Annotated in this window: 16 protein-coding genes; 4 read left to right on the plus strand and 12 right to left on the minus strand. The window is 69.6% G+C overall.

Annotation, left to right across the window (positions count from 1 at the left end; all coding sequences use genetic code 11):
* Position 1: 1 nt before the first annotated feature.
* From OV287_RS34355 to OV287_RS34405, 11 genes are all read right to left on the minus strand, one after another.
* Positions 2 to 2,293 carry a lantibiotic dehydratase gene (locus tag OV287_RS34355; protein WP_267538269.1) on the minus strand — a complete coding sequence of 764 codons (2,292 nt, stop codon included), beginning with the start codon at positions 2,291 to 2,293 and terminating at the stop codon, positions 2 to 4.
* Positions 2,290 to 3,798: a hypothetical protein gene (locus OV287_RS34360; protein ID WP_267538270.1), complete on the minus strand. Its 1,509-nt coding sequence runs from the start codon at positions 3,796 to 3,798 to the stop codon at positions 2,290 to 2,292. Before OV287_RS34360 ends, OV287_RS34355 begins: the two co-directional genes overlap by 4 nt.
* Complete coding sequence (locus OV287_RS34365) at positions 3,795 to 6,098, minus strand: lantibiotic dehydratase (RefSeq protein ID WP_267538271.1); 2,304 nt, start codon at positions 6,096 to 6,098, stop codon at positions 3,795 to 3,797. Before OV287_RS34365 ends, OV287_RS34360 begins: the two co-directional genes overlap by 4 nt.
* Before the next feature lie 45 nt (positions 6,099 to 6,143).
* Complete coding sequence (locus tag OV287_RS34370) at positions 6,144 to 9,431, minus strand: serine/threonine-protein kinase (protein ID WP_267538272.1); 3,288 nt, start codon at positions 9,429 to 9,431, stop codon at positions 6,144 to 6,146.
* An 11-nt stretch (positions 9,432 to 9,442) separates the two neighbouring features.
* Positions 9,443 to 10,300, minus strand: a complete 858-nt coding sequence (locus OV287_RS34375) for a hypothetical protein (protein ID WP_267538273.1) — start codon at positions 10,298 to 10,300, stop codon at positions 9,443 to 9,445.
* 9 nt (positions 10,301 to 10,309) lie between these two features.
* On the minus strand, positions 10,310 to 12,556 hold the full coding sequence (locus tag OV287_RS34380; protein ID WP_267538274.1) for a TonB-dependent receptor plug domain-containing protein: 2,247 nt from the start codon (positions 12,554 to 12,556) through the stop codon (positions 10,310 to 10,312).
* A gap of 68 nt (positions 12,557 to 12,624) precedes the next feature.
* Positions 12,625 to 13,533 (minus strand): PhnD/SsuA/transferrin family substrate-binding protein, encoded by a 909-nt coding sequence (locus OV287_RS34385; RefSeq protein ID WP_267538275.1) that lies wholly within the window; start codon positions 13,531 to 13,533, stop codon positions 12,625 to 12,627.
* The gene (locus OV287_RS34390; protein ID WP_267538276.1) at positions 13,530 to 16,064 is read right to left on the minus strand and encodes a tetratricopeptide repeat protein; all 2,535 of its coding nucleotides are present in this window, start codon (positions 16,062 to 16,064) and stop codon (positions 13,530 to 13,532) included. Before OV287_RS34390 ends, OV287_RS34385 begins: the two co-directional genes overlap by 4 nt.
* Before the next feature lie 5 nt (positions 16,065 to 16,069).
* Entirely contained in the window at positions 16,070 to 17,680 is a 1,611-nt protein-coding gene (locus OV287_RS34395; RefSeq protein WP_267542462.1) for a PP2C family protein-serine/threonine phosphatase, read from the minus strand.
* A 296-nt stretch (positions 17,681 to 17,976) separates the two neighbouring features.
* Positions 17,977 to 19,119 (minus strand): sensor histidine kinase, encoded by a 1,143-nt coding sequence (locus OV287_RS34400; protein WP_267538277.1) that lies wholly within the window; start codon positions 19,117 to 19,119, stop codon positions 17,977 to 17,979.
* 8 nt (positions 19,120 to 19,127) lie between these two features.
* On the minus strand, positions 19,128 to 20,066 hold the full coding sequence (locus tag OV287_RS34405; RefSeq protein ID WP_267542463.1) for a PAS domain-containing protein: 939 nt from the start codon (positions 20,064 to 20,066) through the stop codon (positions 19,128 to 19,130).
* 310 nt (positions 20,067 to 20,376) lie between these two features.
* Between OV287_RS34405 and OV287_RS34410 the strand changes: the two genes are divergently transcribed.
* From OV287_RS34410 to OV287_RS34425, 4 genes are all read left to right on the plus strand, one after another.
* Positions 20,377 to 21,681: a chloride channel protein gene (locus OV287_RS34410; protein WP_267538278.1), complete on the plus strand. Its 1,305-nt coding sequence runs from the start codon at positions 20,377 to 20,379 to the stop codon at positions 21,679 to 21,681.
* 1,326 nt (positions 21,682 to 23,007) lie between these two features.
* Positions 23,008 to 24,015: a thiamine pyrophosphate-dependent dehydrogenase E1 component subunit alpha gene (locus OV287_RS34415; protein WP_373371853.1), complete on the plus strand. Its 1,008-nt coding sequence runs from the start codon at positions 23,008 to 23,010 to the stop codon at positions 24,013 to 24,015.
* 3 nt (positions 24,016 to 24,018) lie between these two features.
* Positions 24,019 to 25,074, plus strand: a complete 1,056-nt coding sequence (locus OV287_RS34420; RefSeq protein ID WP_267538279.1) for an alpha-ketoacid dehydrogenase subunit beta — start codon at positions 24,019 to 24,021, stop codon at positions 25,072 to 25,074.
* 112 nt (positions 25,075 to 25,186) lie between these two features.
* Positions 25,187 to 25,678, plus strand: a complete 492-nt coding sequence (locus OV287_RS34425; RefSeq protein ID WP_267538280.1) for a GNAT family N-acetyltransferase — start codon at positions 25,187 to 25,189, stop codon at positions 25,676 to 25,678.
* Positions 25,679 to 25,732: 54 nt separating this feature from the next.
* Here the strand turns inward: OV287_RS34425 and OV287_RS34430 are convergent, their stop codons facing one another.
* On the minus strand, positions 25,733 to 26,095 hold the full coding sequence (locus OV287_RS34430; RefSeq protein ID WP_267538281.1) for a TIGR02266 family protein: 363 nt from the start codon (positions 26,093 to 26,095) through the stop codon (positions 25,733 to 25,735).
* Positions 26,096 to 26,252 lie beyond the last annotated feature (157 nt).

A 26,252-nucleotide genomic window follows, 5' to 3' on the forward strand; every position in this document is an offset into this window, starting at 1 on the left:
GTCAGCCCCGCTCCTCGCTCCAGCGCACCGCCTGCATCCGCATCTCGCACGTGTAGCGGCCCCGCTCGTCCTTCAGCCAGAGCTGCTCCGGTGCCGGGTACATCTCCTCCACCGAGAGCTGCTCCGCCCCTCGCGACAGGTACAGCAACAGCTCCAGCGCGAACGGCGACGCCGTGTCGATCAGGTACGGCTTGCGCTCCACCGTGCTGCGCATGAACACGAAACGCGGCAAACCGCTCGCCCGGCGCTCGCGCTCCACCGCGAGCAACAGGTCCATCCCGCTCACCTGCGAGAACATGGTGGTGGGCAGCTCCCACCGCTCCCGCTGGTACACCGCGCCGCCCACGTGGAGCCTCGGCAGGTGCCGGCCCTGGGTGCGCAGCTTCGCGTGCAGCACCTGCGGGTGCGCCAGCGCCGCGAAAGGCGCGTACGTATTGAAGTCGTCCAGCGGCATGTACAGCGAGAGCCTCTTCCCCTCGCCGTCCATCAGCACCGGCCCCTCGCGCGTGGGCAGCACCTTCACGTCATGCGGTTTCAGGGCACCCTGCTCCACGTCCAGCACGTCGGAGACCGAGTACACCAGCTTCCGCCCCGGATAGACGTAGAAGCCCTTGTTGCGTCGGCGGATGGCCAGCCCCACCAGTCCCTTCGCCGCGGGCTCGCGCTCCAGCCACTTCCCCGCCACCGACTCGTAGCGCGCCCGATCCGGGTAGAAGGCGCTCAGCCAGCTCCACAGCATCAGGTGGTGGTGCACGCGGGCGCACATCACCTCGAAACCGCTCTCTGTTGCCGCGAGGCACACGTCCGGCAGTGCGTAGCGGCCTCCCGGCTGTGAGGTCCCCAGGAAGTCCTCGGGTAGCGTCCGAGAGCGCGACAGGTCCTCGTCGAGCAGGATCGGCGGCACCGGCGCGAAGCGGCTCCCCGCCACCTCGTCCGGGCGCAGCCGCACCGCGTACTCGAGGAAGTCCAGCGGGCGCTCCTCCGAGCCCAGTGCATCACGCACCTGTTCGCGGTAGCTGCGCTGCACCCGGTCCCCGTATGCCGCAGAGAGCCCTAGCGCCCCGGACAGCTTCGCCGCCATCTCCTCGCTGAAGCGCCGTCCCAGCTTCAGCCGGAAGGGCGAGGACGCCTCCTCGTAGAGGATGAGCCGGTCCGAGTACACCTGCCCCTCGCCTCGCCGCGCGGGCTTGCCCGTGTACTCGGTGAAGCGCGTCTCCAGCGTCTGCAACAGCTCCCGGCGGCGGGCCAGCCTCGCACCCTCGAACTCGCTGCGCAGACGCTCCAGCTCGTCCAGCCTCGACAGCCAACGCTCCCGGGCCTCGGACGCGGGCAATGCCGCCACCGCCTCGCGCAGACTCGCGAAGGTGCCGAAGTCATTCGCTACAAAAGGCAGTCCCAGCAGCACCAGCGCCGACTTCATCAGCGGCACCACGAGCCGCTCCACCGTCTCCACTGGCTGGCCCAGTGCGCCCGACGCCGCGCCCAGCGTCGGCGCCCCCGGCAGCACCGCGAGCAGTCGCTCTGCCTCCGGCGACAGCGCCACCTCCAGCTTCAACGGCTCGCAGCTCGCCCGGCCCGCCTCCACCTTGAAGAGCGGGTTGAGCCGCAGCGGCAGGTGCCGGCGCACCTCGCGCTCCCGAGCCACCGCCCGCGCAAGCTCGGTGATGGCCCAGAAGGTGAGGAAGGTGCGCCGCCGCGTGCTCCCGCTCGGCACTACCTTCACATCGTCTCCGTCCTCACCGTCGCACTCGCCGTAGGAGATGGGGCCGAAGAAGCTCGTCGTCTCGTTCTTCGCGCAGAAGCGCTGGAGGTACGTGTAGACCTGCCGCTCCACCCGCCGCGCATCCGAGTTGTCCGGCCGCTGCTCCCCCTCCAGGTAGCGCGACCAGACGTTCTCGTACATCGCCGGGTTGGAGAAGAAGACGGCCTCCTGGATGGAGGGCTCCGCCGCCCGCTCGCGCAGCCGTCTCCGCAGATCCTGCCGCTCCTCCGTGTATCGGGCCAACAGCGCCGCGCGGTGCGAGCGGTAGCGCTCCAGCGCCTGGGCACACTCGGGCCCGTACTTCGCCTTGAGCGACGGCTCCTTGCCCTTCTCCAGCGCCTCACGGGCCACACGGGCCGAGTCCTCACCCGCGGCGGTGCGCACGGCCTCAACCACCGCCCGCTCGTCCTCGAGCAGCGCTGCCACCTCAGACCTCAGGCCCTCCGAGAAGCCCAGGCCCTCCAGCCAGTCGAACGGGAAACCCGCGTGCCGAAGTACGAAGACTTCGCCCAGCGTCCAGCGCTCGCTCATGCGTGCACCCTCTCGAGGACCGCGCGGCCCACCAGCGCCGCTTCCACCTTGCCGCGCTGCGCCTCCGGCAACGCCGCGAAAAGCTCTCCCACCGTCACCGGCTGCTCGGCCCCCGCCACCATCGGCGCCAGTCGCGCGTCCATGGCCAGCACCCCACCGGTGCGCAGGTTCGCCGCGTACCAAGAGGGCTTCGCCGTGCCGTCCAGTGTCGCTGGCAATTGCACCAGCGCGCAGTCTCCATCCAACCGGATCCGATCGCCTCCAGGCGCCACAGGGATTGGCGGGTGGAGCGAAGCCCAGGCCACGCGGCCCGGGCTTAGCGGTGCGCGTTGCAGCAGCCTCCCCGCCAGCGAGGTGAGCAGCTCCGCCAGTCGACCATGGGGCACCGTCCCCGGCGCCTCGAAGGGCACGGTCCGCGCCAGATCCCGGTCCTCGGGCGGTGAGAGGAAATGCACCGGCATGCCCGCGAAGTCCTCACCCGAACGCCCGCGCGTCCAGTGGAACGTCCTCACTCCCGAAACCCAGTCAAACACGGGCCGCTGGCCGAGCAACGTGAAGGTCCGCGCGTGCGCGGCCTCATCCACGCCGGGAGCCCCCACCCACCATTCCGCAACCACGCGCGCTCCGGCGGCATGCAGGCGCTCCACCGCCGCGGCCAGTGGCTCCAGCGGTACGCGGCTCCCATCACTGCCCAGCACTCCGCCCTCATCCACCGAGCAGAAGCCCACCACCGCGGTGCGGCAACCGCTCGCCACGAGGGCCTCGGCATCGAGCAACGCCCTCAGCGGCACATGGCCCGCCCAGGGTCCGCCCTCCGCTGGTGGACGAGCCCCCTCGGAAACCCAGGTGAGCAGCTCCGGCTCCGCCGCGTCCACGGCCGCCACTCTCCAGCGCAGAGGCGCCACGTCCTCGGGGAAGGAGGCTCGCTGGAAGGCGGGGAGCGCCGCCAGGACCGCGCGGTGGGTGACCGCGAAGGGGCCCGCGACCTCCAGAGGCACCGAGGCCGGACACGCCGCCGCCAGCGCCACCGCCGCCGGGAGGTGCAGATCCTTCTCCAGCCACAGCCGCACCCGCTCCGCGCCCGGGAAGTGCTCGGCCGCACGGGCCAGGTCCTCGTCATACAGCGCGGGCCGCTGGACGATTCTCAGCACGTCGGCCGAGCGCTCGGTGGTGCCACCGTCCAGCTCGATGTCATCGAGCCGCACGTGCACGCCAGACGGCGGGCCGGAGAGCGCCGTCAGCACCGCGCCGAGGGCACGCAGGGGCCGATGCGCATCCGCCCTCCCCCGCTTCCACAGCACGAGCGCGGCGCGCAGGAGCAGCAGCTCGCGCATCGTCTGGGGCGTGGCAGGCCCGTGCTCCCGCGTCTCCACTGCTCGCACCAGGGTCTCTGGAGTCAGCACGCGCTGGCAGAAGGCCCGCGCCACATCGAGCACCCGCCAGCCCTCGGGCGCCTCGGGCACGCACGTCACATCACGGTGGGGAGGCAGCACGAGCAGCTTCATGACCCCGTGCCCCACATGAAGCAGCAGCGCAGCTCCGCCGTATGCCGCCCGCCCGCCGCCCCCAGCCAGAGCTGCCCGGGCGCGGGGAGCATCTCGGACAGCATCACCTCGCCCTTCTGCTCGAGCAGGTTGACGAAGACGCGCAGCAACGCCGGGCTCCGCACATCGACGAGCACCGGCTTGCGCTCACCCGGGAACTTCGCGAACACGTGGTCCGGCAGCCCCATCCGCGCCCAGATGCCCACCGCCGTCCTCAGCCGCGCCTTGTCGTCCTTGCACGCGAGGAGCGCCTCTCCATCCGCGGCCTCCAACCTCCACTGCTCACGCTGCAGCACCGCGCCACCCAGCATCACCCGAGGCGTGTGCGCGCCCAGGGACACTCGCAGCGGGCGGATGCGCGGCAGGGCGAAGGCCGTCTGCACCAGGCTCTCGATCTCACCGTTGTAGAGGCACACCTCAGTGCCCAGCCGCGAGGACAGCAGCCGGGCCGTGCGCCCGTCGCTCTCCACCTGGAGGTCATCGAAGGGCAGCCGCCACGCCGAGGCCCGGGCACTCACGCCGCCCAGCTCAACAACGGGGCCAGGGAACTCCGAAGGCAGCAGACCGGTGCGCCGAGAGGCCAGCACGGTGACGAAGGGCATCGGCCGCCGCAGCGCTCCGAGCGCCCGCACCACCTCGCTCTCCACCCGCCGCCGCTCCTCGTGGAACTGAAGCGCCCAGCCCCACACCAGGGCCGTGTCGTGCACGTCCCCCACCACCAGCTCGTAGTCGCCGCGGCTCCAGGCCTCCACGTCCGAGGCGCCCACGAGCAGATCGATCGAGGTGACAATCGGCAGCGCCGCATCCGCACGGGGCGTGGGGAGCACCGCTGGATCCAACTCCACGCAACGAGCCCCCGGGTCGGTGATTGCCGCCGCGAGCGCCGAGGCCACGGTGGTGTCGTACGGCACTGGCTTCTCTCCGTACGCCGCCACCACCTTCCAGAAGGGCACCGTCCGAGCGCCCACCAGGGCCGCCACTGCCGCCCGAGACGCCTCGCGCGTGCGCAGCGACGCCTCGCCCATCAACCCGAGCGCCGGCTCCAACCTCCGCGTCAGCTCCTCCGCGCGCTCGCCACCCACCGTGAGGCGCAGGTCTCCGCCGCACTCCTCCCGCATCGGCAGGCGGTCTTGGTAGAAATTGTGGTTTTCGGACGTGGAAGACGCGGCCTGGGGTGCCACGCTCCAGCGCTCGCGGGCGAGCTTCGCCAGCTCCTCGTTGAGCGCCATCTTGGTCACCGCGTCCGCCGCGCTGTAGCGCGCCATCACTCCCAGCAAGCCCTCCAGCTCACGCAGGTGCTCGCGGGCCGCCTGGCCGGGAAGGCCAGCGAGCCGCTCGGCGAGATCCTCCAGCGGGTGGTGCGAGGCCGCGGGCACTTCGAGCTGGTGCGTGAACAGGTTCCGCTGCAGACCAAAACGGACGGCGTCGAGCAGCAGCGGCAGCTCCACCCCGAGCGCCTCGCGAAGCGCCAACAGGGGCCGCGTCCCATCCACCGCCTCCACCAACCTCGGGAGCACATCCTCCACACTCGCAGGGTTGGGCGCAGCCCCCTTGCGCGGAGGCATCGAAGCAAAGGCCTTGCGGCGCAGGACGAGCCAGAGCGCCACCTCCGGGTCAGCAGCAATGACGCGCACCAGGCCCAGCACCAGCCACGAAGCGGCGAAGGTGTTGCGCCCCACCAGCACCTCGGGGCCGGACCAGCGCACCGAGACACCCGTGGGCGCGCCAAGCTCCACCCGGCCGTAGTTGATGGGGCCGAAGAAGCTCATCGTCTCGTTCTTCGCGCACACGCGCTGCAGGTAGCTGGCCACCTGCCGCTTCAGCCGCGCCCCCTCTCTGCCCGCGAGCAGATCCCTCGCCACCGGAGGACTGGAGCTGGCCACCGCCTCCAGGAAGCGCGGCTCGGTGCGCAGCGCCGCGAGCGCCTCCTCCACCCGCGCCGACTCGCGAGAGAACGCCGCCTCGAAGGCGGACTCGGCCTCCTGCGCAGCACGAGCGTGGACGTTGTAGGTGGCGAAGAACTCGGGGGACTCCAGCCCTTCCACGTCCACCGGGCGCCCCGCCTTCAACGCCGCCAGCACCGCTGACGGAGGCCGCCGCAGACGCGGGCCGCTGGCCTTCAGCGCCTCCAGCTCACGCCGCTCGGCCCACAGCCTCCGGGCGCTCTCCGCCGCATCGGGGCAGCGCAGCCGCTCCAGTCGCTCGAAGGGAAAGCCGGTGGTGCGGACGACGAGGTGAGGAAAGAGATTCCAGCCCTTCATACGTAACGCACCCCGGCCCGAGGGCCTCTGCGAAGGGAGTTCCCTCTACTTCTTCGGTAGCGGGAGGACCTCCAGCTCCTGCCCCGGCACCGCCATCACCCACCGCGACCACACCGGCTGATTGGGGCAGGTGACAATGACCTGCAGCTCCACGCCGGCCTCGATGGGAGCCGACACCGGCGTCGCCCCAGGAAGCATGTCCGGACCCAGCTTGACGAAGCAGCCCGGCAGCCCGCCGACACGCAGCGTGCCCTTGCTGCCCGGCTCCGGCCTGGCCTCGGGCAGGGTGCGCACGTCGATGACCTCCTTGCTCACCGGAATCCCGAAGCGGTGCAGGCGGCCATTCATGGCCGTGGAGACAACGAGCTGGTTCGCCCCCTCCAAGTCGAGCCCCTGCGGATCCTCCACCCGAAGGCCCGCGACGTAGATCTGCTCGCCCGACTCGCGGTTGACGATCTCGACCCCTCCGTTCGACAGCAGCTTGGGAACCACCACCGCGGCTCCGCCCACCACCAGCAGCCCGGCGACGCCGAGGACGGCCCACTTGAGCGCCGAGGACTTGGGCGCGGGCCTGGCGGCGGACATTGAGGGAGCGGCTTGCGGGGCCGCAGCTCTGGGAGCCGCGGAAGGAGCACCCACCTGAGCAGCCGCAGGTGACATCTGCGTCGCCGTACGACCGGACACCGGGACCGAGGGCTGCAGCGCAGGCCGAGAGCCAGTGACCGCGGGCGCGGAGCCCAGGGACGCACGGGGCGGCACCGCGGGCGCAGGCCCCGAGGGACGAGGAGAATGCACCGCGGGCACGGAGCCCAGGGACGGACGCGCAGGAGCCGGCGCGGTGGCAGGCGGAGGCATGGCCGAGGGGCGGGACGCCGCCGTCGGAGGCGGGGGCGGCACCACGGGCGCGGAGCTCAGGGACGGACGCACCGGGGCGGGCGCCGGAGCCGCAACCGCATCCGTGGGAGGCTCGGGAGGCAGGGCGTTGGGGGCAATGAGGCCCTGCTGCACGGGCCGGTAGACCTCGGTGCGCTCATCGGGGGCCTGCGTGCCGGGAGGGGGCGCGGAAGGAGGAGCCGGAGGGCGAGCGGCCGGTGGAGGCGGCGGCACAGCGCCATACTGACCGGTGCCCGCGTTGAGCGCGGGCCGGGAGCCAGTGATGGGAGGAGCCACCATCTCCCCGGTCGAGCCGGAGGGAACGCGAGGTGCGCTTCCCGTGCCCGCGACGCTCGGGTGCGAGCCGGTGGTGCCCGGATTGTTGGTGGGCCCGAACTCCGCGAGCCTGTCGCCCAACGTGCCCTTGAAAAACTGGGCCACCGCCGCCGGCGACGAGTTGAGCCGGTGGTGGGCCATCACCGCTTCGATCTCCTCGCGCATGGCCGCGGCGGACGACGTGCGGCGAGCCGGCTCTTTCACCAGGGCGCGGAGGATGAGGTCCGACACGTCCTGGGGAATGTTCGGCTTGAGCTGGGACGGCACGGGCGCCGGCTCGCGCACAATGGCATTGAGCGTGGCCGCATCGTGATCGCGCTTGAAGGGAAGCTGGCCGGTGAGCAGCTCGAAGAGCACCACGCCCAGGGCGAACACGTCGTTGCGCGCATCCAGGGCGCGGCCCGCGGCGGCCTCGGGGGAGATATAGGAGATCTTCCCCTTGAGCACGCCCGCCTGGGTGTTCTCCTCGCCCGCCACCTTGGCGATACCGAAGTCGCTCAGCTTGATGGCGCCGTCGAGCGAGATGAGGACGTTGTGCGGGCTCACGTCGCGGTGCACCACCGGGTGGGGCACGCCGGCCGGGTCCACGTAGCTGTGCGCGTAGTGCAGGCCCGCGGCCGTCTCGGCGACGATGCGCAGCGCGTGCTCCAGCGGCAGGGCGAGCCCCTTGCGCCGCAGCTCGTTCATCAACTTCTTGAGGTCCGGGCCGCGCACGTACTCCATGAGGATGTACGCCACGCCGTCGTTCATGCCCACGTCGAACGTCTGCACGACGTTGGGGTGCGTGAGGCGCGCGTTGGCTCGCGCCTCGGCGAAGAGCATGTCGACGAATTCCGTATTCTCCGCGAACTGCGGGAGAATCTTCTTCATCACCACGAACTTCTCGAACCCCTTCACGCCCACCTGCTTGGCGAGGAACACCTCGGCCATGCCACCCTGGCCCAGCCGGCGGATGATCTGCAGCTTGGTGCCGCTGATGGAGTTGCTGATCTCCGAGCTGCCGCCCTTGGCGTTCGGATCCACGTTGGTGGAGCCGAAGAGGTACTGACTGAGGGCGCGGGGCTCGAGCGCCTCGATGTCCTCGAGCGGCTGCTCCACCAGCGTCGAGCGGCTGAGCAGCGGCACGAGCTGGGGGATGGAGGGCAGGCGCGCGGAGCCACCGCAGATGGGGCACTCGCGCTCCGGGCTGGCGTTGGCGCGCAGCTTGGCGAGGTACTCGGAGGCCAGGGCGCGCTGCTGATGCTCATGGCCGCAGTTGCGGCACTCGCACGGCAGCCACAGCGTGCCGATCTGCGCGGTGAGCTGCTTGGTGAAGCGGTTGAGCGCCTGGAGCACCGGAGACGGCACCCGGCAAAGCACCACCTTGGCACCCTGCGCCGCCGTGGCCAGCACCTGCTCCAGCTTGGCAACGGCCTCAGGCTCCACCTTCGTAACGTGGGAGAAGTCGAAGGCGACGCGCCCTTCCAGGCCCGAGGCCAGCCGGCGCACGTTCAGGTCCGCCTTCAGCTCGCTGGCCAGGGAGATATAGGTGATGTCGTCCTGGACGATCTTCAGGTGCGAGGTGAGCGTGGAGGGCGCGCTGGGCGTGGTGGCGCGCAGGTAGCGCATCACCACCGGGTCCACCGTGCCGAACTGCTGGCGCTGGGCGTAGTCGAAGAACTCGCTCGGCAGATCCGCGAACTCCAGCTTGCCGGCGCACACGGGGCAGGAGTGCTCGGGGGCGCGGCCCTCGGCGATGATGGGCGCCTCCGTCTGCAGGTCCACCAGGCGCAGCCGGTCCTCTCCGCAGGTGCGGCACGTGTAGGGCGCCAGCACCGACAGCACCCGCGCCACGCCGGAGAAGCCCTCCACCATGTTGAGCTGGTCCACCATCACTGGTGGCGCGTTGACCACGTAGAGCGCGATGCCCCCGGCGGGCAGCTTGCTGGCGAACTCGATCCACCGCCGCACGCCGAAGGAGCTGATGCGCTCGACCTGGCCGAGGTCGACGATGAGCAGCCCCCCCAGGTCCGACGACGCGGACGTCAGCGGGAACGTCTCGTCGATGACGCCGGCGATGCGCACGTGGTTGATGGTGCCCACGCGCACGCGGCTGATAGTGGCATTGGAACCCTGCGTCTCCACCGTCCCGCTCCTCATTCCGACTGGAAGTACAGCAACGACTTGGGAAGCGCGGCCCGGCGACGTGCCTCCCCCAATCCGACCACGCCCAGCATCCGCGTCTCCTTGCCCGGCACGACGCGGACGGCAATCAACTCACACGCCTCCAGGATGCGCCGCATTCCCAGGCCCGCCCCACCCCCCGAGGCATTCACCTGCATGCGCCCACCCAGTGAGGCCAGCGCCCGCGCGATGGGCCCGGGCGTCAGCCGCCCGAAGAGATCCACCGCCTCCAGGAAGATGCCGCCCTCCCCCACCGCGAAGGACACCTGGCAGACGTGCTCCGGCGCCACGGCCTGCACCGACTCGCGCCGGTGAGCGTAGAGCGGCGTGCCGCTGGCATCTACTGGTGCATCCAGCAGCGCGTTGGCGGCCAGCTCGTGCATCACCTCGGCCGCGAGGCTCGACGCGCTCCGGCTGCCCTTGGAGGCCTCCGCCAACGCGGCCGCCTCGGACGAAGCGCCCTTGAGATCCACCACCCGCTCCAGCCACAGCTTCGCGACCGGTGCCCCCGGGGGCATGAGCGTCTCCCCCCGCAGGAGCGCCCCCAGCACCCGCATCTCCCAAGCGGACGGAAGGCCACCGGGCTCACGCGTGGCCAACAGCAGGGCCGGTGGGTCTCGCTCTAGCAAGGCCGCGTGGGACGGACCCAGACGGCCATCGAAGAGGACCAGCTCGCGTGCCGGAGCGCGAAGACTCCCCCCTTTGGCCACCAGGGGCAGGCCGCTGCGCACGAGCGCGGGCGCGGCCTGCTCCAGCGAGGTGGGAGCCAGGGACGCATCTGCGATGAGGTGGAGGCCGGTGGCGGCCCCCGGGTGGTGGGCGACTCTCACGATAACGGCTCAGTACTGGAACTTGACCTCGCTGAACAGGCTCAGCGGAGGTGCGGGGAATCCGTGGGACTCCTCGTACTTCGCATTGAAGAGGTTGGAGCCGAGCACGGACACCGTGAGGCCCTTGGTGATGTTGGCACCCACGCGCGCGGTGGCGGTGAAGTAGCCGGGCAGCTTCACCTGCTCGAGCTGTCCGGTGGCCGAGTTCATCTGGAAGCCCGGGTCAAAGCGCTCGCCCACATACAGCGCGTAGAGCTCGGCGAAGGCGAACTTGCCGAAGTTCGTCCGGCCGCGCGCGTAGATGCGGTGCTGGGGCGCGTAGTCGAGCGGCCGCTCCGGCCGGTTCTCGAAGGCGAGCGCCCGCGCGTCCAGGAACTGGTACGACACGTCGAACGAGGAGTTGATGGCCGCCACCTGCGCCGCGGCCTCCGCCTCGAAGCCCGCCACGCGCGCATCGCCCACGTTCTTGAACTGCGAGGTGGAGCCGAACAGGAGCTCCTGGTTGATGAAGTTCTTGGCCAGGTTGTAGAAGCCCGTGCCCGTCAGGCGCACCGTACGGTCGAAGGGCCAGAAGTCCACCGACGCCTCGACGGTGTCCAGCGTCTCGGCGCGCAGGTTGCCGTTGCCAATCAGCGTGGACGCGTACATCTGCTGGTTGATGGCAAGCTCCGCCAGCGTGGGCGCACGGAAGGCGCGGCCGTAGTTGGCGCGGAAGGTCAGCTCGGGGCGCGCGTGGAACACCACGCTGGCGCGCGGGGAGATCTGATCCGTGCGCGCCTGCCAGACCTTCTCCGGAATCATGTACTTGTCGTAGCGAGCGCCCGCGCTGAGCACGAGCTGGCTGGTGGGCCGGTACTCCGCGTCGACGAAGCCGCCGAGGATGTCCTGGGTGGTGTCCTCCAGCGTCAGACCGGGCAGGACGTTGGGGTTGTTGACCAGGTCGTTCTTGTAGTCACCGCCGAAGGTCACGGTGAGATCGCCCAGGGAGAGCAGGCCGCGCGCCTCACCGCCGATCCGGCGGCGCTTGCCCAGCGGCGTCTGGGGGTTCTCCTCGTTGAAGGCGTTCTCCATCACCACCTGGCGGCGCTTGTAGAGCGTGTACGCCTGGGCGAACAAGCGCAGGTTGTCCGTCACCTGCTGATCGATCTGCGCGCTCGCGTTGAAGTTCTGCACGTGCTCGACATCGTCGGGCGTGTAGTGGCAGCGGCCGCAGTTGCCCACGGTGGAGATCTGGTGGCCACCCGGGCGGCCGATCTCTCCTTGGGTGAAGTTGGCGTCCAGCGTCACGCTCTTGATGTTCACCCTGCCGCTCACCTGGTGCACCAGTGAGTCCTCGTTGGTGTCCACGCGGCCAACAGTGGGGTCACTGAGGAGCTGCGGGCCGTCCGAGCCGAAGCCGTAGTAGCTGATGAGCGCTTCCACCGGGCCGCCGCGTCCCGCCGCGGTGGCCTGCGCGCGCCAGGTGCGATCCTGGCCGAACAGCAGCCGCGTGTCCGCGCCCCAGTCGCGCCCGTCCTGCATCAGATCCTTGGGCTGGCGGGAGATCATGTTGATGACGCCGCTGAAGGCGTTGGAGCCGTACAGCGAGGAGCCAGGGCCGCGGATGACTTCAATCTGCTTGAGGTTGGCCAGCGGCGTGGTCTCGTCCGCGTAGAACTGGCCCGTCCAGGGGTCCGTCAGCGGACGGCCGTCCTGCAGCAGCAGGAGCCGGTTGGAGAGGTAGTTGGAGCCGAGGCCGCGCGCGCTCACCGCCGCCTTGCGCATGGCACCGCGCCGGCACTCCATGCCGGGGAAGTACTGGATGGCCTCGCACAGGGTGAACTGGCCGGTGCCCTCCAGCTCCTCGGCGGGAATCCAGGAGATGGTCATCGGCACGTCGGCGATGCGCTGGCTGCGCTTGGAGGCCGTGGAGACCACCGCCTCGCTCATCAGCTGCTGCACGGACTCCTCGAGCGAGGCCTCGCCGCCGGGAGCGGCGAGCGGATCCGGGATGTCCACGCCGGCCAGGCCCGAGGGCGGAGGCAGCGGACGCGAGGAGGACGGGCCCGTGAAGGGCGCGCGCTGCGGGACGTTGGACGACGAAGAGGGAGGCGGCAGCGGCAGCGGCTTGCGCGCCTTCGGAGCATCCGACGCCACCGTGCTCGGGGTGGAAGCTGGTGCCGAGTTGGACTTCGTCTGCGCCGCCCCCGCGCCGGCGGTGAGGCCACACATCAGCCCGACGAGAGCCGGGAGCCAAGCGATTCGAGTCGAGTGCATCGTTCTCTACGTCCCGCGATTAGAAAGGAGTTTAACGTTTCGGCGAGGGGAAAGTCGCCACCGCACTGTCAGTCATCCGGCTGCTCCGCCGACACATCCAGGGCGTCGGCGAAGGACGGCAGCACCGGCTGAAGGACGGTAGGCTCCAGGAGGGCCTTCGTCTCCACGCGCAGTGCGGGTACTTCCACCAGCACGGGCTGACGGCGGGCGGGGCCGCGCTGCAGCAACTTGCTGAACTCGTCCAGCTCCTTGCCCTGAATGGCGACGAAGGCGCCGAAGGGAGCCACCGGCTCGAGCTTCTTGAGGTTCTCCGTCAGGTCGTCCTCATCGCCGCGCATGCCCACCAGGACGGCGCCGGGCACCTTGCTGCTGCGGTAGAGGACGCGGACGCCCTCGGGCACGTGCGTCAGCGGCACCAGGGCGGCCTCGGCGCCCTTGGCCTCCAGCATCTTGAGGGCGGACTCCACGTTGGGCACCGGGGTGAGCTTGAAGTGCTTCTTGGCGTCCAGGTCACCGGCGAGCACCACGTTGGTGACGAACTTGGGGTCGGCCGCGCCCGCGCCCTTGACGATGGCGAGCCGCTTGCCCGCCAGGTCCTTCACCGAACCGCGCGAGTTGGAGACGATGGCCCAGCGCTGCGCCGTCTCACCGGAGAGCGGAGCAAGTGCCACCGGGGTGGCCTTGGCGCCGAGCTGCACCGCGGCCCAGGAGTCCACGACGGCGAAGTCGACGATGCCTTCGCCCACGGCCTTCGAGAAGTCCTCGTAGCGGGCAAAGCTCTTGGCCGCCGTGGGCCGGCCGGTGGCCGCGGACAGCTTCGCGGCGAGCGCCTCGGCGAACTGGAAGCGCTGCTGTCCATCGGTGAGGGTGGAGGGCAGGAAGACGCCCAGGGTGGCCTTCTTGGAGGCCGCGCCAGCGGCGGGCACCCAGGCGCACAGCAGCGCGAGGCCCAGGAGGAGCGAGCGGAGGGAAATCATGGCGTGGTATCCGAAGCGGTGGCGCTGGAGGGCTCGGGGTTGGAGGTCGGGGCGACGGCCGGCTCGGCCAGGCCGTAGATCATCTGCAACCGCTCCTTCCACTCGCGCACGGCGGCGGCACGAGGAGCGCTGCCCGAAGCGAGGTAGCGACGGTAGGAGTCGACGGCCTGACCCATGTCGCGGCGGCGCTCCTGGGCGTCGATGCCGAGATTGAGTGAGGCCTGGGGCACGGTGCCCTCGAGCTTCTTCCAGATGGCCACGGCGTCATTGGCCTTCTTGCCGCGGTAGGCCACGCAGGCGAGGTTGTGCTGCAGGGCGGCGCTGTCCGGCGAGAGGGCCAGGGCGGCCTTGAAGGCCTTCTCCGCGGCGCGCATGTTGCCGGAGTTGTAGGCGCGCTCGGCCTCGCGGCGGTGGAGGGCGCTGGTGAAGGCGGCCGTGAACTGGGCCTGCTCGGGAATGGGGCGCTTCGCGGCGGCGGTGAGCGCCTTGCGCGCCTGCGGCAGCTTGTCGTTGCGGTAGAGCAGGAAGGCGTCCACGAGCTGGCGGGTGTTGGGGCGGGCCCACGACGGCGTGGGGGTGAGCGCGCGCTTGAAGACGGCACTGGCATCCGCGAAGCGGCCCTCCTCCGTCTGGGCGAGCCCCTTGGCGAAGGCGGACAGGCGGCCCAGCTCGGACTGGTTGCCACCCACGCCGGCGCGCTCGGCCGACTCCACGTCCTGACGGGCGCCCGCACCATCTCCGGACTCCAGCCGGGCGAAGGCGCGGCGCAGGTAGGCGCGCGAGAGGTTGGCGCGCGTCACCTCGATGGCGCGCTTGGAGGTACCCGGGTCCGTCAGCCGCTTGAGGGCGGCGTCCACCTGGCCCAGCTCCATCTCCGCGAGCGCCGAGCCGGCGGACACGTCCGACACGGCGGCCAGGTCCGGAGCCATCTGCCCGGCCTTCTCGAAGGACTCGAGCGCATCCTTGGGAGCGCCCGAGCCCAGCCGCGCGTAGCCGAGCAGCAGGTGCTCGCGCCAGGCGGCCTCGGGAAGTTGCACGCCCTGCTCCATCACCTTGCGGGCCTCGGCGTGAGAGCCCTGCTGCAGCAGGACGGCACCCAGGCGGCGAGCCATGGCCGAGGAGCGCTCCAGGTCATAGGCACGGCGCAGGTCGCGCACCGCGTCATCCACGCGTCCGTTGCCGGCCCGGTCCCGAGCTCGGTGGGCCAGCGCGCGGGCCAGCCACTTCTTCGCGTCAGCGTGCTCCGGCTCCAGCTTGAGGGCCTGGGTGTAATCCTCGATGGTCAGGTCCCACTGGCCGGTGGCGAAGTGGTCCGCGCCCAGCAGCACATGGCCGAGCGCCTGCTTGGGAGCCATCTCCACCACGCGCCGGTGCACCTCCACTGCACGCGCGTAGCGACCGGCGCGGCGGTTGACGCTGCCCAGGGTGGACCACAGCTCCAGGCTGTCGGCGCCCGACTGCACGGCGCCCTCCAGGAAGGAGATGGCCTCCTCGTTGCGGCCCTGCTTCTGCAGCGCCATGCCTACGGCGATCTGCGCGGCCACGTCGCCCGGGGCCAGCTCCAGCACCTTGCGGTACTCGGTCTCCGCCTCGGCGGGCCGCGCCTGGACCATGCGCACGTCACCCAGCAGCATGTGCGCCGGCGCCGTGCCGCCCAGCTTCACCAGGGCCAGCGCCTGCACCTCGGCGCGCGGCACGTCGTTGGACTCCAGCAGCAGCCGGCCCAGGCGCTCCTTGGCCTCGGGCACCTGAGGGAAGCGCACGGTGAGGCCCTCGAGCAGGGCCATGGCCTCCGCCATCCGGCCCTCCATCTCCAGCACCGCGCCCAGTCCCATCTGGATGGAGACGGACTCGGTGCGGCCCACCTGGGCGCGCTCGAAGGACAGGCGCGCAGCCGCGGGGTCGTTGCGCAGCAGGTGGCCGCGGCCGAGCAGCTCGTGAATCTGGTAGTCGTTGGCGGCGAGCTTGTCCGGGCGCTGGGCCAGGTAGGCCTGAAGCTCGGCCACCGCCGCGTCGCCCTCCTGGAGCGCGAGCGCGTAGTAGTTGCCCAGGTAGTAATGGACGAGCAGGTGCTCGGGCTGGTTGGCCACCGATACCTGCTGCAGCACCGGCAGGGCCTCCTCGTAGCGCTTGAGCTTGAAGAGCGAGATGCCCAGCGGGTACGCCAGCTCCAGCGACTGGGGGTTGGCGGCGTACACGGGGGCCACGCGGGTGGCCACGCGCTCGTGGTCATTGAGGGCCATGCCCACGGCCCCGAGGCCAGCGGCGGCGGGCACGGAGGTGGCCTCGGCGTCGAGCGCCTTCTCGAAGAGCTCCAGGGCCTTGCGGTACTTGGTCTCCGCGCGCTTCTTGTCACCGGAGGTGGCGGCGGTGCTCGCGTCCACCTGGGCCGTCTCACCCTCGCGAACGAGCCGCTGGGACTCCGTCATGGGGGGCGGGCGGTACTGAGCAAACGCGGCCGTGCCGGTGAGCGAATGGGCGAGGACGAGTGCCGCGACGAGGCGGCGGACGGGAGGGCGGGGAGAGCGCATGCGACTCATGGGGAGGCGGGGCTGAACTCGGCGACGACCACGGTGATGTCATCCTGCGCCGGGAGGCCGGCGCTGAAGGCACGCGCATCGGCCAGGATGGCGTCGCGCAGGGCCTCGGCGGACAGGTGGGCGTTGGCGTGGAGGGCGGCGGCCAGCCGCTGGGTGCCATACTGCTTCTGGCTGGCGTCCCGGGACTCGGTGAGGCCGTCGGTGTACCAGACGATGATGTCGCCGGGCTGCAGCGAGTTCTGCTTCGAGGCGTACTGGGAGGAGGCCGAGGCCCCCAGCAGCGCGCCGCGGGCCGGCAGCGAGGCCACCTGGCGGGAGTGGCGGTTGAAGACGATGGGGCTGGGGTGTCCACCGCTCGCGTAGTCAATGACGCCCGTCTGCACGTCGATGACGGCCAGCGCGCTGGACATCTGGTGCTCGCCCTTGCCCACGTGGGCCATGGTGACGTTGAGCGAGGAGATGAGCAGCTGGGCGGAGATCTCCTCCGGCGGGCGCATGGTCATGGCGGCGGCAAAACCGCTGGTGGCGCTGGTGGCCACCAGGGCGGTGGCCAGACCGTGGCCGGTGACGTCGCCGATGCCCACCACCACGCGCCGCTCATCCAGGGCAGCACGCGTCCACCAGTCGCCGCCGCACGCGTCCGCGGTGACGACGAGGCCGGCGATGCGCAGTGGGCCCGCCTGGAAGCCCTCGCGGCCGGGCAGCAGCGTCTCCTGCACGGTGCGCGCGAGCGACACATCCCGCTCCAACTGGGCCTTGGCGCGCACGTCCTCGAGCAGCACGCTGATGCGCTCAGCCATGTGGTTGAACACCACTCCCAGCGTAGTCACCTCACGCCCAGCGCCCCGCACCTCCTCGGTACGCGCGTTCAGGTCTCCGGCGGCCAGCTGCATCACCTTTCCGGTAAGCACGCCCAGCGGCCGGGTGATGCGACGGCTCAGGATGGCCACCAGCAAGGCCGCCAGCGCCAGGAAGCCACCGCCCAGCCCCGCCATGGTGGTGGCGTTGCGGCGCAGCGACTCCCGCTTGGCCGCCTCCAGCGCGTGTAGTTGCTGCTGCAACCCTTCCAGCGAGTAGCTGATGAGCACCACGCCCTTGCCGCTCTGGGAGCCGTAGTCGATGGGCTCCTGGTACTCAATGATGGGCTTGCCCTGGTACAAGGCCGTCACCCAGCGCCGCTCCGGCTTGCGCTCGGTGGTGGTGCCCAACTTCGCGTCGGGCGCCGAATCCGCGGCGAGCTGGCTGTCCGCGTCATATATCTGCACGCGGAGGATGTTCGGGTTGTCGGAGATGATGGAGCGCGCCACCTCACTGAGGAAGGCGTAGTTGTTGTCGCGCAGCGAGGTGGCCGAGGTGAGCGACAGGGTGTGGCTGAGCGTCTGACCCAGCTCGATGGCCTGGCTGCGGACGTGCTCATTGAAGCGGGTGGACGTCTCCTCGAACTGGGACTTGGCGGAGACCCAGGCGACGGAGGCGAGCAGGCCCACCACGAGGCCCACCAGCACGCCGGTGGTGACGAAGAGGAGCTGGTCCAACCGCATGCCCCGGATGGCGGCCACATCGGGGAGCTCGCCGGCCTCCAGCGGAGCGACGATGGTGCCCGTCATCTCCGGGTAAAGCGGGGAGATCCGAGTCGAGGTATTGCCCGCCGCGCGGGTGGCGGTCCCGGTGAGGGTTGGCTCTTGGTGCTCGAACGACCCGTCGGGAGGGGGCTGGGAAGGCAGGGGGGCGTTGGACAAGGCGGAACTCTGAATCGGCGCTGGGGGAGGCGCGACGGCTATCGGATTCTTGGAAGCCGGGCGACTTTAGCTCAGTTTTCCGCTTACGCGAGTCCCCCCTGGTGAGAAGAAGGGCCCCGCCCAGGCCCTTCCGAGCCGGATTTCGCTGGGAGTACGGTGGCCGCTCACGTGGGGCGTCCGCCCGCAGGGGGCGAGCGCGGCAACCGGACCGTAAAGGTCGTCCCCGCCACCTCGGTGGAGGAGACCTCGACACTGCCCCCATGAGCGCGGGCGATGTGATCCACGATGTAGAGGCCCAACCCCACGCTGCGGCCCACCTTGTCTACCTCGTTGGTCGCCCGCCGCATGGGCTGGAAGAGGACGGGCAACTTGTCGGGGGGGATGGGGGTGCCGGTGTTGTGCACCTCCAGGAACACCCAGCCGTCCACCCCCCGCGCCTCTACCCGTACGCGGCTGTCGGGCGGACTGTACTTGAGCGCATTGGCCATCAGGTTCGTCACCACCTGGGCAATGCGGTCACCGTCCCACTCCCCTCGTGTATCCCCCACCCGGTACACCTCGATGGTGCGCTCGGGGTAGGCCGCCTCGACCTCCACCACCAGCTGCATGATGAGGCGGGCCAGCTCCAGCGGCCGGCGCTCCATGCGCAGGCCCCCGCCCAGGCGGGCCTGGGTGAAATCCAGCAGATCCTTGACCAGGCGCAGCGCGCGCTGGGCCGAGGACTGGATGCGCACCACGCTCTTCAACTGATGTGCGCTCAGGCTCTCCTGGCCCATCAGCGCCTGCGTCCCCAACAGGATGGCGCTCAGGGGGTTGCGCAGGTCGTGCGAGACGATGCCGATGAGCTGCTGCTCGAAGTCGGCCCGTGCCTTCATCTCCGCCTCCAAGGCCTTGCGCGCCGTGATGTCCACCCCGGTCCCCAGGAAGCGGGTGGGTCGCCCCGAGGAATCGAAATACACCTGGCCCTGCGTGCTCACCCACCGCTGCGTCCCGCCCTCCGGAGGAAGGATGCGGTACTCGAGGGCAACGGACCCCGAGCCGCCAGGCCCCACCGCCTCGCGAGAGCTGCGGATGACGCGTTCGCGATCCTCGGGATGCACGCACGAGTAGACGGCGTCGTAGTCCAGGCGCACTTCCAGCGGCAGGCCGAAGAGGGTGCGCATGCGCTCGTCCCACACCAGCTCGCCCGTGGTGAGGTTCGCGTCCCACGTCCCCATCTCCATGGCCGCCATGGCCAGGCGCAGCCGCTCCTCGGCAACGCGCACTTCCTCGGCGGCGAGCGCCTCCGTCCGCTGGCGAGCACGCACCAGGTCCGTCACGTCCGAGGCGGCGACGATGAGCCTTCCACGTGGCCCTGACTGTCGCGCATGGGCTCGTAGACGAAGGTGAAGAACACATCCTCGAGGGCCCCGCCCTCCAGGCGTGCCACCCGGATAGGCATTTCCCTGGCGACATAGGGCACCCCGGTGGTGAGGACCTGCGTCAGGTGCTCCTCGAGCCCCTGGCCCGCCACTTCCGGCAGGGCGTCAAACAAGGGCTTGCCCAGCACCTGCTCCTGCTGCCGGCCCCAGATGCGGCAGATGAGCGGGTTGGCCAGCTCGACGACGTACCGCGAGCCCCGGAGGATGGTGATGGCGGTGGGCGCCTGCATGAACAGCGAGTGCAGCCAGGCACGCTGGCGCTCGGCTTCCGCGCGGGCCTGGGCGACCATGGCCAGGGACTCGTCGCGCTCGCGCACTGCCTGGCGCAGCTCCTTGTTGGAGGCCTGGAGCAGCTCCTGACCCCGGCGCAGGACGTCCGTGTCCATCAGCTCCTCTTCGCCGCGCAGGGACAGGCGCACGAAGTCCGTCACGTCCTCCGTCCGGTGGATGAGGTAGCGAACCTCTCCCTCGGGTGAGAGCACGGGGAGGTTGGTGGTGCTCCAGTACCGCGCGTCGAAACCACCCCCCAAGGACTCGGGACGCCGGATGTCGTACTGCTGCACGGGCATGGTGTCCGGCGCACGCGTGGCCAGGACCCGCTTGAGCGAAACACGCACGTTGCGGGTGCTGATGGTCCTCGGGTCCTCCGGGTTGGCGGGGAACACCTCGAAGAAGCCGCGGCCGAGGATGTCCTCGCGGGTCGTCAGGGTGGCTTTCAGATAGGCATCGCTCACCGCGACGATGGTGAAGTCCGCGTCCGGCAACAGGACGAGGTAGGAGCCCGGGCTCTTCTCGAAGAGCAACTGGAAGTCAGGTGGGGCCGGCGAAGGCATGGCGAGCACGTGTGTACTCAATGCTCTCCAGGGCTGTCCCATGCTTCGACACCGCGAAATGTGCGTCTGTCCGCCCGTCACGGCTCGCGGGGAGAGCAACGGCCGCTCGTCACCCCGGACGGACCAGGTCACACCCCGAAGCGCTCGTTGACGTCAACGAGCACAATCCCACCCCCACCCACAAAAAACCACACAACTCATTGACGTCAACGAGCGCGGAGCACCTGTCTTTAATGAAGAGCGGAGTCGGGTACAACGAGCGCGCACTCGCGGACATGCGTCAGCGAGAAATCTCCAGGGGAGCTCAGCGGTGAGCCTGAACAAGCGAGCGCGTTCCTTCGGACAGTGGCTCGTCCTGGGCTCAGTGGTGGGGGTGGTGTGCGGAGTGGCGTCGGCGGTGTTCCTCTACCTGCTGGACGTGGCCACCGACGTGCGAACCCGGCACGAGTGGCTCGTCTACACCCTGCCCCTGGCGGGCCTGGTCATCGGCGCCCTCTACGCCCGGTGGGGCACGCCCATCCGGGGTGGCAACAACCTCGTGCTGGACACCGTGCATGAGGGCGACTCGCAGCTTCCCCTGCGCATGGCGCCCATGGTGCTGGTGGGCACGGTGCTCACCCACCTCTTCGGTGGCAGCGCCGGGCGCGAGGGCACCGCCGTGCAGATGGGGGCCAGCCTCGCCGATGTCGTGGCGCACCGCTTCCGCGTCTCGCCCTCCACACGCCGGGAGCTGCTCGCCGCCGGCATCGCCGGGGGCTTCGGCTCCGTCTTCGGCACCCCCATCGCTGGCACCGTCTTCGGGCTCGAGGTCGTCTGCGTGGGACGCATGAGCTACGAGGCCCTCGTGCCCGCGCTGGTGGCCGCCGTGGTGGGAGACCTCGTCACCCGCGCGCTCGGAATCCACCACACGCCATACCCCACTCCAGCGGCGCTGCCCCTCTCGCCGCAAGTGCTCGGCAAGTGGCTCGTCTTCGGTATCGCGGTGGCATTGGTGGCCGTGGTGTTCGTCGAGGGCGTGCACTTCATCAAGAAGCGACTGGAGAAGACCATCCCGTCCCTGCCCCTGCGCATGGCCTTGGGCGGCGCGATGGTAGTCGGCCTCTGGAAGCTGGTGGGTACCAGCGACTACCTCGGCCTGGGCGTGCCCACCATCGAGCGGGCCTTCGTGGACCCCACCCTGCCCTCCAGCGCCTTCGCCCTCAAGCTGCTCTTCACCGTCGTCACCCTGGGCGCGGGCTTCCTCGGGGGCGAGGTCACTCCCCTCTTCTTCGTAGGTGCTGCGCTCGGCAACGTGCTGGCGCAGCTGCTCGGACTGCCGTTGGACCTGGCGGCGGGCGTGGGACTCGCCGCGCTCTTTGGAGCCGCTGCCAATACACCGCTGGCCCTGTCCCTCATGGCCGTGGAGCTGCTCGGCGCGGGCGTGCTGCCCCACGTCGTCATCGTCACCGTCACGGCCTATCTCCTCACCGGACAGCGAGGCATCTACCCCGCGCAGCGGATTGCTCGCCTCAAGCACGGCGGTCCCCTGCTCTCGCGCCTGATGCCCCTGAGAGACGTGGAGTCCCATTCCGTGGAGGAGCAGCCCCCCCCGGCGACACGCGAGGACTCCCGTTAGAGACCCTGACAAAACCGATAGGGAGTACCTGGACCCGTTATTCGGTCCGGGTACTGGGCAGGCACACCCAGGGCTGACTGGAATGGCTCCGCCTACAGGCGAAGCCGGATCCACAGACCGGAGGCCCCTCGGGGTCGCACGCCTTGCGGCACTGAAACAAGTAGCAGGCGGTCCCCTCGGGACATGGAGGGTCCTCCCTACCGCCACAGCCGCTCAGGCACTCCATCCAGACCTCATTCGCAGGCGGGAGGTCGCCGTAGACCTCACATTCCTGGCCTTCAGGGCAGGGAGTCCGCTCGCAATCCGGGCCATGGATGCTGGCGCAAATCGAAACATCCGCCGCGACCCCCACGCACCGCTGCCCCTCGGGGCACGTAAGTCCCTCGCATCTCGGCAGGCAGGAAGGGCCATCGGGCCCGTCTGAACAAAAGAAGCCCACGGGGCAACTGGAGGGCTCGTCCAGCACGCATGGACGGCCGCACCGGGTCTGACACAGCAGACCGCGCTCACAACCCTGCTCGCGCGTATCGGGAAGCCGTCGGCACGACTCTCCCTCTTTTCGGATTCCCACCAGCGCGCAACCACGGATCTGCTCCTTGCCATTGCCGACATCAAAGGTGCGGCAGGCAAAGTCTTCCGCGCACTGGAGGTCCGTCATGCACCTGCTGTCGGTGCAAAAACGTCGCCCGATGCGTTCATTGAAGAAGCAGCGAAGAGGCGAGTCACAGTCCTCGTCCGTGCTGCAATCGCGTTCGTAGCTCAGCAGCCGGTGGCGCTCCTCACTCGTGAGCATGGGAACGAGGCTCCTTTGCTCGGGTCGCGCGGAGCCAGCCACGAGGCTCTTCATCGAAATCGCGAGCAGCACCACGAGAGGCAGCGGAACGAGCAGACCCAGCACACCGGCCAGGAGTGTGCGCCTGCTCATGACCTGCACACGACCTCTCCACCACCCAAGCCATCATTCAACGGGCTGGCACTCCTTCGGGCACTGAAACTTTTCTTCGCGGGTCTTGTTCTTGAAGCCCCTACATTTCTCATTCCACTCGTGGAGGTCCATCTGGCAAGGCCGCTTCGCTACGCCGGAGCCCTCCCACCTGAGCCGGCAAGGAAGAGGCTTCATCAGCCGGACTGCTGACTGCCAGCAGCCCTCCGGGAGCGCGAGTGGGTCAACGCACGCGCTGCGTGAATGGCTTGTAACGGACTCTCCGCCTGTGCCGCAGCGCGGCATGTCCAGAGGCTGGAAACACCTCCCGGGGCGCTTGAGCTTCCGGGGCACCTTTGGGGTATAGGGGGCCCCGTTCTTTACTCCTGACTAGAGAGACGCGCGTGCCAAAACCCCGCCTCCTCAACCGCGAAGAAGAGTCGCTCCCGCTCGATCGGGAGCTGCTGGTCCGGATGCACGACCTGATGGTGAAGGCGCGCGTCCTCGAAGAGCGCCTCATCCAGATGTACAAGCAGGGCCACGGCTACTTCTGGATCGGCGGCCCGGGCGAGGAGGCCTTCAACGTGCCCCTCGGCCTGCTGATGAAGAAGGGCCAGGGCCCGGCCTACGACTACCTGCACGCGCACTACCGCCAGTCCGCCACGATGATGGCCCTGGGCGAGGAGCCCATCGGGGCGCTGCGGCAGATGAAGAACGTGGCGTCGGACCCCTACTCGGGTGGCCGCAACTTCGCGGGCCACTTCTCCAAGCGCGAGTGGAACATCGCCCCGGTCTCCTCCCCCATCGAGGTGCAGTACGGGATGGCCCCGGGCACGGCACTGATGCAGAAGCGCCATGGCGGCGACGCCATCACCATCGTCACCGGCGGTGACGCGGGCACGGCCGAGGGCGATTTCGCCTCGTGCCTGGTGTGGAGCTCGCGCAAGGGCAGCGAGCTGCCCGTGCTCATCATCGTCACCAACAACAAGTGGGGCATCTCCACCCCGGCCGAGACGCAGCACGGCGAGACGAACGTGGCCGACCGCGGCAAGGCCTTCAACATGCGCACCAAGACGATTGATGGGAACGATCCCATCAACGCGTACCTGGAGCTCCAGGAGGCCATGGAGTACGTGCGCAAGGAGCGCAAGCCCTTCCTCATGGAGGCCATGGTGTCGCGCCTGTACGGCCACTCCTCGGCGTCCGGCGCCAACATGGTGGGCAACGAGCAGGACTGCCTGACCACGTTCGAGCAGCGCCTGGAGAAGCACGGCATCCTCACGCGCAAGGAGATGGACGACCTGCGCAACCGCTACACCGAGGACATGGCCGCCATGGCCCGTCAGGTCATCGAGGAGCCGATGCCCGGCCCCGAGACCATCTGGAACCACATCTACGCGGAGAGGAAGTAACCCATGGCCAACATGGCACAGGCCGTTCGCATGGCCCTGCACTACGCCGAGGAGAACCTCGGCGTCACCGATATCTTCGGCGAGGACGTGGGCGCGCCCCTGGGCGGCGTCTTCACCGCCACGCAGGGCCTCAAGACGGCGTGGAACTCGCCCCTGGACGAGCGCGGCATCATCGGCATGGCCATCGGTCTGGCCATGGCTGGCGGCAAGCCCGTCGCCGAAATCCAGTTCGCCGACTACATCTACAACACCATCGATCTGCTGAAGATCGCCGGCAACACGTGCTGGGCCACCAACGGGGACTGGAACCTGCCCATGGTGGTGAAGACCCCGGTGGGCAGCGGCATCCGCGGCTCCATCTACCACTCGCACTCCTTCGACGCGACGGCCACCCATATCCCCGGCTGGAAGATCGTCATCCCCTCCAATCCGCTGGATGCGTACGGCCTGATGATCTCCGCCTGCCAGGAGATCAACCCCGTCATGTACCTGGAGCCCAAGGCGCTCTTGCGCATCAAGGGCGAGGAGCGGATTCCGGGCGAGCCGGACAACGACAAGCAGCTGTCGAAGATGATCGACGCGCCGCTGGGAGACCGCTCGCAGTGGAAGCCGCAGTGGCCGGAGCTCGAGGCGTACGCGGTGCCCATCGGCAAGGGCAAGGTGGTGCGCGCGGGCTCGCAGGTGACGGTGGTGAGCTACGGCCGCACGCTGCCCCTGTGCAAGAAGGCCGCGGATGACCTGGCCGCCGAGGGCATCGACGCCGAGGTCATCGACATGCGCACCCTGTGGCCGTACGACTGGGAGCTGATCAAGGGCTCGGTGGAGAAGACGGGCCGCGTGCTGTACGTGAACGAGGACACCGAGGTGACCAACTTCGGTGAGCACCTGGTGCGCCGCACGGTGGAGGAGCTCTTCTACAAGCTGATGGCGCCACCTCGGCTGCTGGCCGGCAAGTTCGTGCCGGGCATCGGTCTGGCGGACACGCTGGAGATGGCCTCGGTCCCCCAGCAGGGAGACATCACCACCGCCATCCGCACGCTGGCGGCCGAGCAGCCCTGATTCTCACACACGAAGAATCGATGTAGGCACAAGAGGGCGGCCCGGGAGAAGAGTCCGGGGCCGCCCTCTGCCTTTGCGAGGTTGGCCGCGCCTTGAGTAGAGTGGGGGGGCCGTGCAATCGACGCCAACCAGAACTCCAGCCCCGGACGCCCCCCCCTTCCGCATCCGCCGCGCTCGCCGCGGTGATGCAGAGAGCCTGGCCGCGCTCCTGCGCGAGATGGGCTACGCCCACGGTTCGGATGCCCAGACGGTCCACTGGGTCATCAGTCATCCGGAGATTGAAATCTTCGTGGCAGCGGATTCCCAGGATCGTCCCGTGGGAATGGTGTCGCTGTCGCACCGGCCGCAGCTGCGGCTGCGCGGGCGCATCGCCACGGTGGATGAGCTGGTGGTGACGGAGGGCTGGCGGCGCCGCGGCGTGGGCCGGGCACTCATGCAGCAGGTGCTCGAGCGGTGCGGAGCCCGGGCCCTGAGCGTGAAGCGGCTCGAGGTGAGCGCCTACGCGCTGCAGGAGCTGCAGAGCTTCTACACGGCCTGCGGCTTCGTGCAGGTGGACAACATGGTGATGCGCCACTCGGAGCTGGAGCGTCAGCACGGGCAGTAGCGCAGCACCCGGCGGGGCCCGGAGGCCCCGCCCGACTTCGCGACAGCAACGGGCTCAGCGCTTGAAGCTGGCCACCACGCGCTGCAGGCGGGCCTGGTCTTCCTCGGAGACACCGACGAAGCGCACGCCAATGGCCTCGGCGTCATCCCGCACCCAGGAGATGATGCCCTCCAGGTCGAAGTCCTCCCCGCTCACCGTCATCTGAAGGCGTACGTGCGCGCCCACGTCGTAGGAGCGGCGCGTGCGCAGGCACAGGCCTCCCGCCGACAGGTTGAGCGAGTACGCGCGCAGCGCCCGCGCGGCGTCCTCCGTGTCCTGGAAGCGGACGTCGAAAGTCGCCGTCACCCGCTCGTGGGCCCTCCGGTTGGCCTGCGCCACCGCCGACATCTCCGCAGCCTCGGCCGTCTTCATGCTCATGCGCACTGATTCCCTCGGGCGTGTTTCAGAAGAATGCCCTTGAAGCGGAAACAGCCGCTCCAGGACGTCATCAAGGCCGCAAGTGTCCGCTGTCACCCAGGTCTTGTTCAAGGGGGGCCCGTTTCTCCCCGGACGTCTTATTAGTCCCGTTCGTCAC

The organism is Archangium lansingense, from assembly GCF_026626635.1.
Taxonomy (GTDB): domain Bacteria; phylum Myxococcota; class Myxococcia; order Myxococcales; family Myxococcaceae; genus Archangium; species Archangium lansingense.

Bases quoted from the DNA above. Each gene is read 5' to 3' on its own strand.
- OV287_RS34355 (WP_267538269.1), bottom strand. From the start codon at position 2,293: ATGAGCGAGCGCTGGACGCTGGGCGAAGTCTTCGTACTTCGGCACGCG.
- OV287_RS34360 (WP_267538270.1), bottom strand. From the start codon at position 3,798: ATGAAGCTGCTCGTGCTGCCTCCCCACCGTGATGTGACGTGCGTGCCC.
- OV287_RS34365 (WP_267538271.1), bottom strand. From the start codon at position 6,098: ATGAAGGGCTGGAATCTCTTTCCTCACCTCGTCGTCCGCACCACCGGC.
- OV287_RS34380 (WP_267538274.1), bottom strand. From the start codon at position 12,556: ATGCACTCGACTCGAATCGCTTGGCTCCCGGCTCTCGTCGGGCTGATG.
- OV287_RS34385 (WP_267538275.1), bottom strand. From the start codon at position 13,533: ATGATTTCCCTCCGCTCGCTCCTCCTGGGCCTCGCGCTGCTGTGCGCC.
- OV287_RS34390 (WP_267538276.1), bottom strand. From the start codon at position 16,064: ATGCGCTCTCCCCGCCCTCCCGTCCGCCGCCTCGTCGCGGCACTCGTC.
- OV287_RS34395 (WP_267542462.1), bottom strand. From the start codon at position 17,680: ATGACGGGCACCATCGTCGCTCCGCTGGAGGCCGGCGAGCTCCCCGAT.
- OV287_RS34405 (WP_267542463.1), bottom strand. From the start codon at position 20,066: ATGCCTTCGCCGGCCCCACCTGACTTCCAGTTGCTCTTCGAGAAGAGC.
- OV287_RS34420 (WP_267538279.1), top strand. From the start codon at position 24,019: ATGGCCAACATGGCACAGGCCGTTCGCATGGCCCTGCACTACGCCGAG.
- OV287_RS34430 (WP_267538281.1), bottom strand. From the start codon at position 26,095: ATGAGCATGAAGACGGCCGAGGCTGCGGAGATGTCGGCGGTGGCGCAG.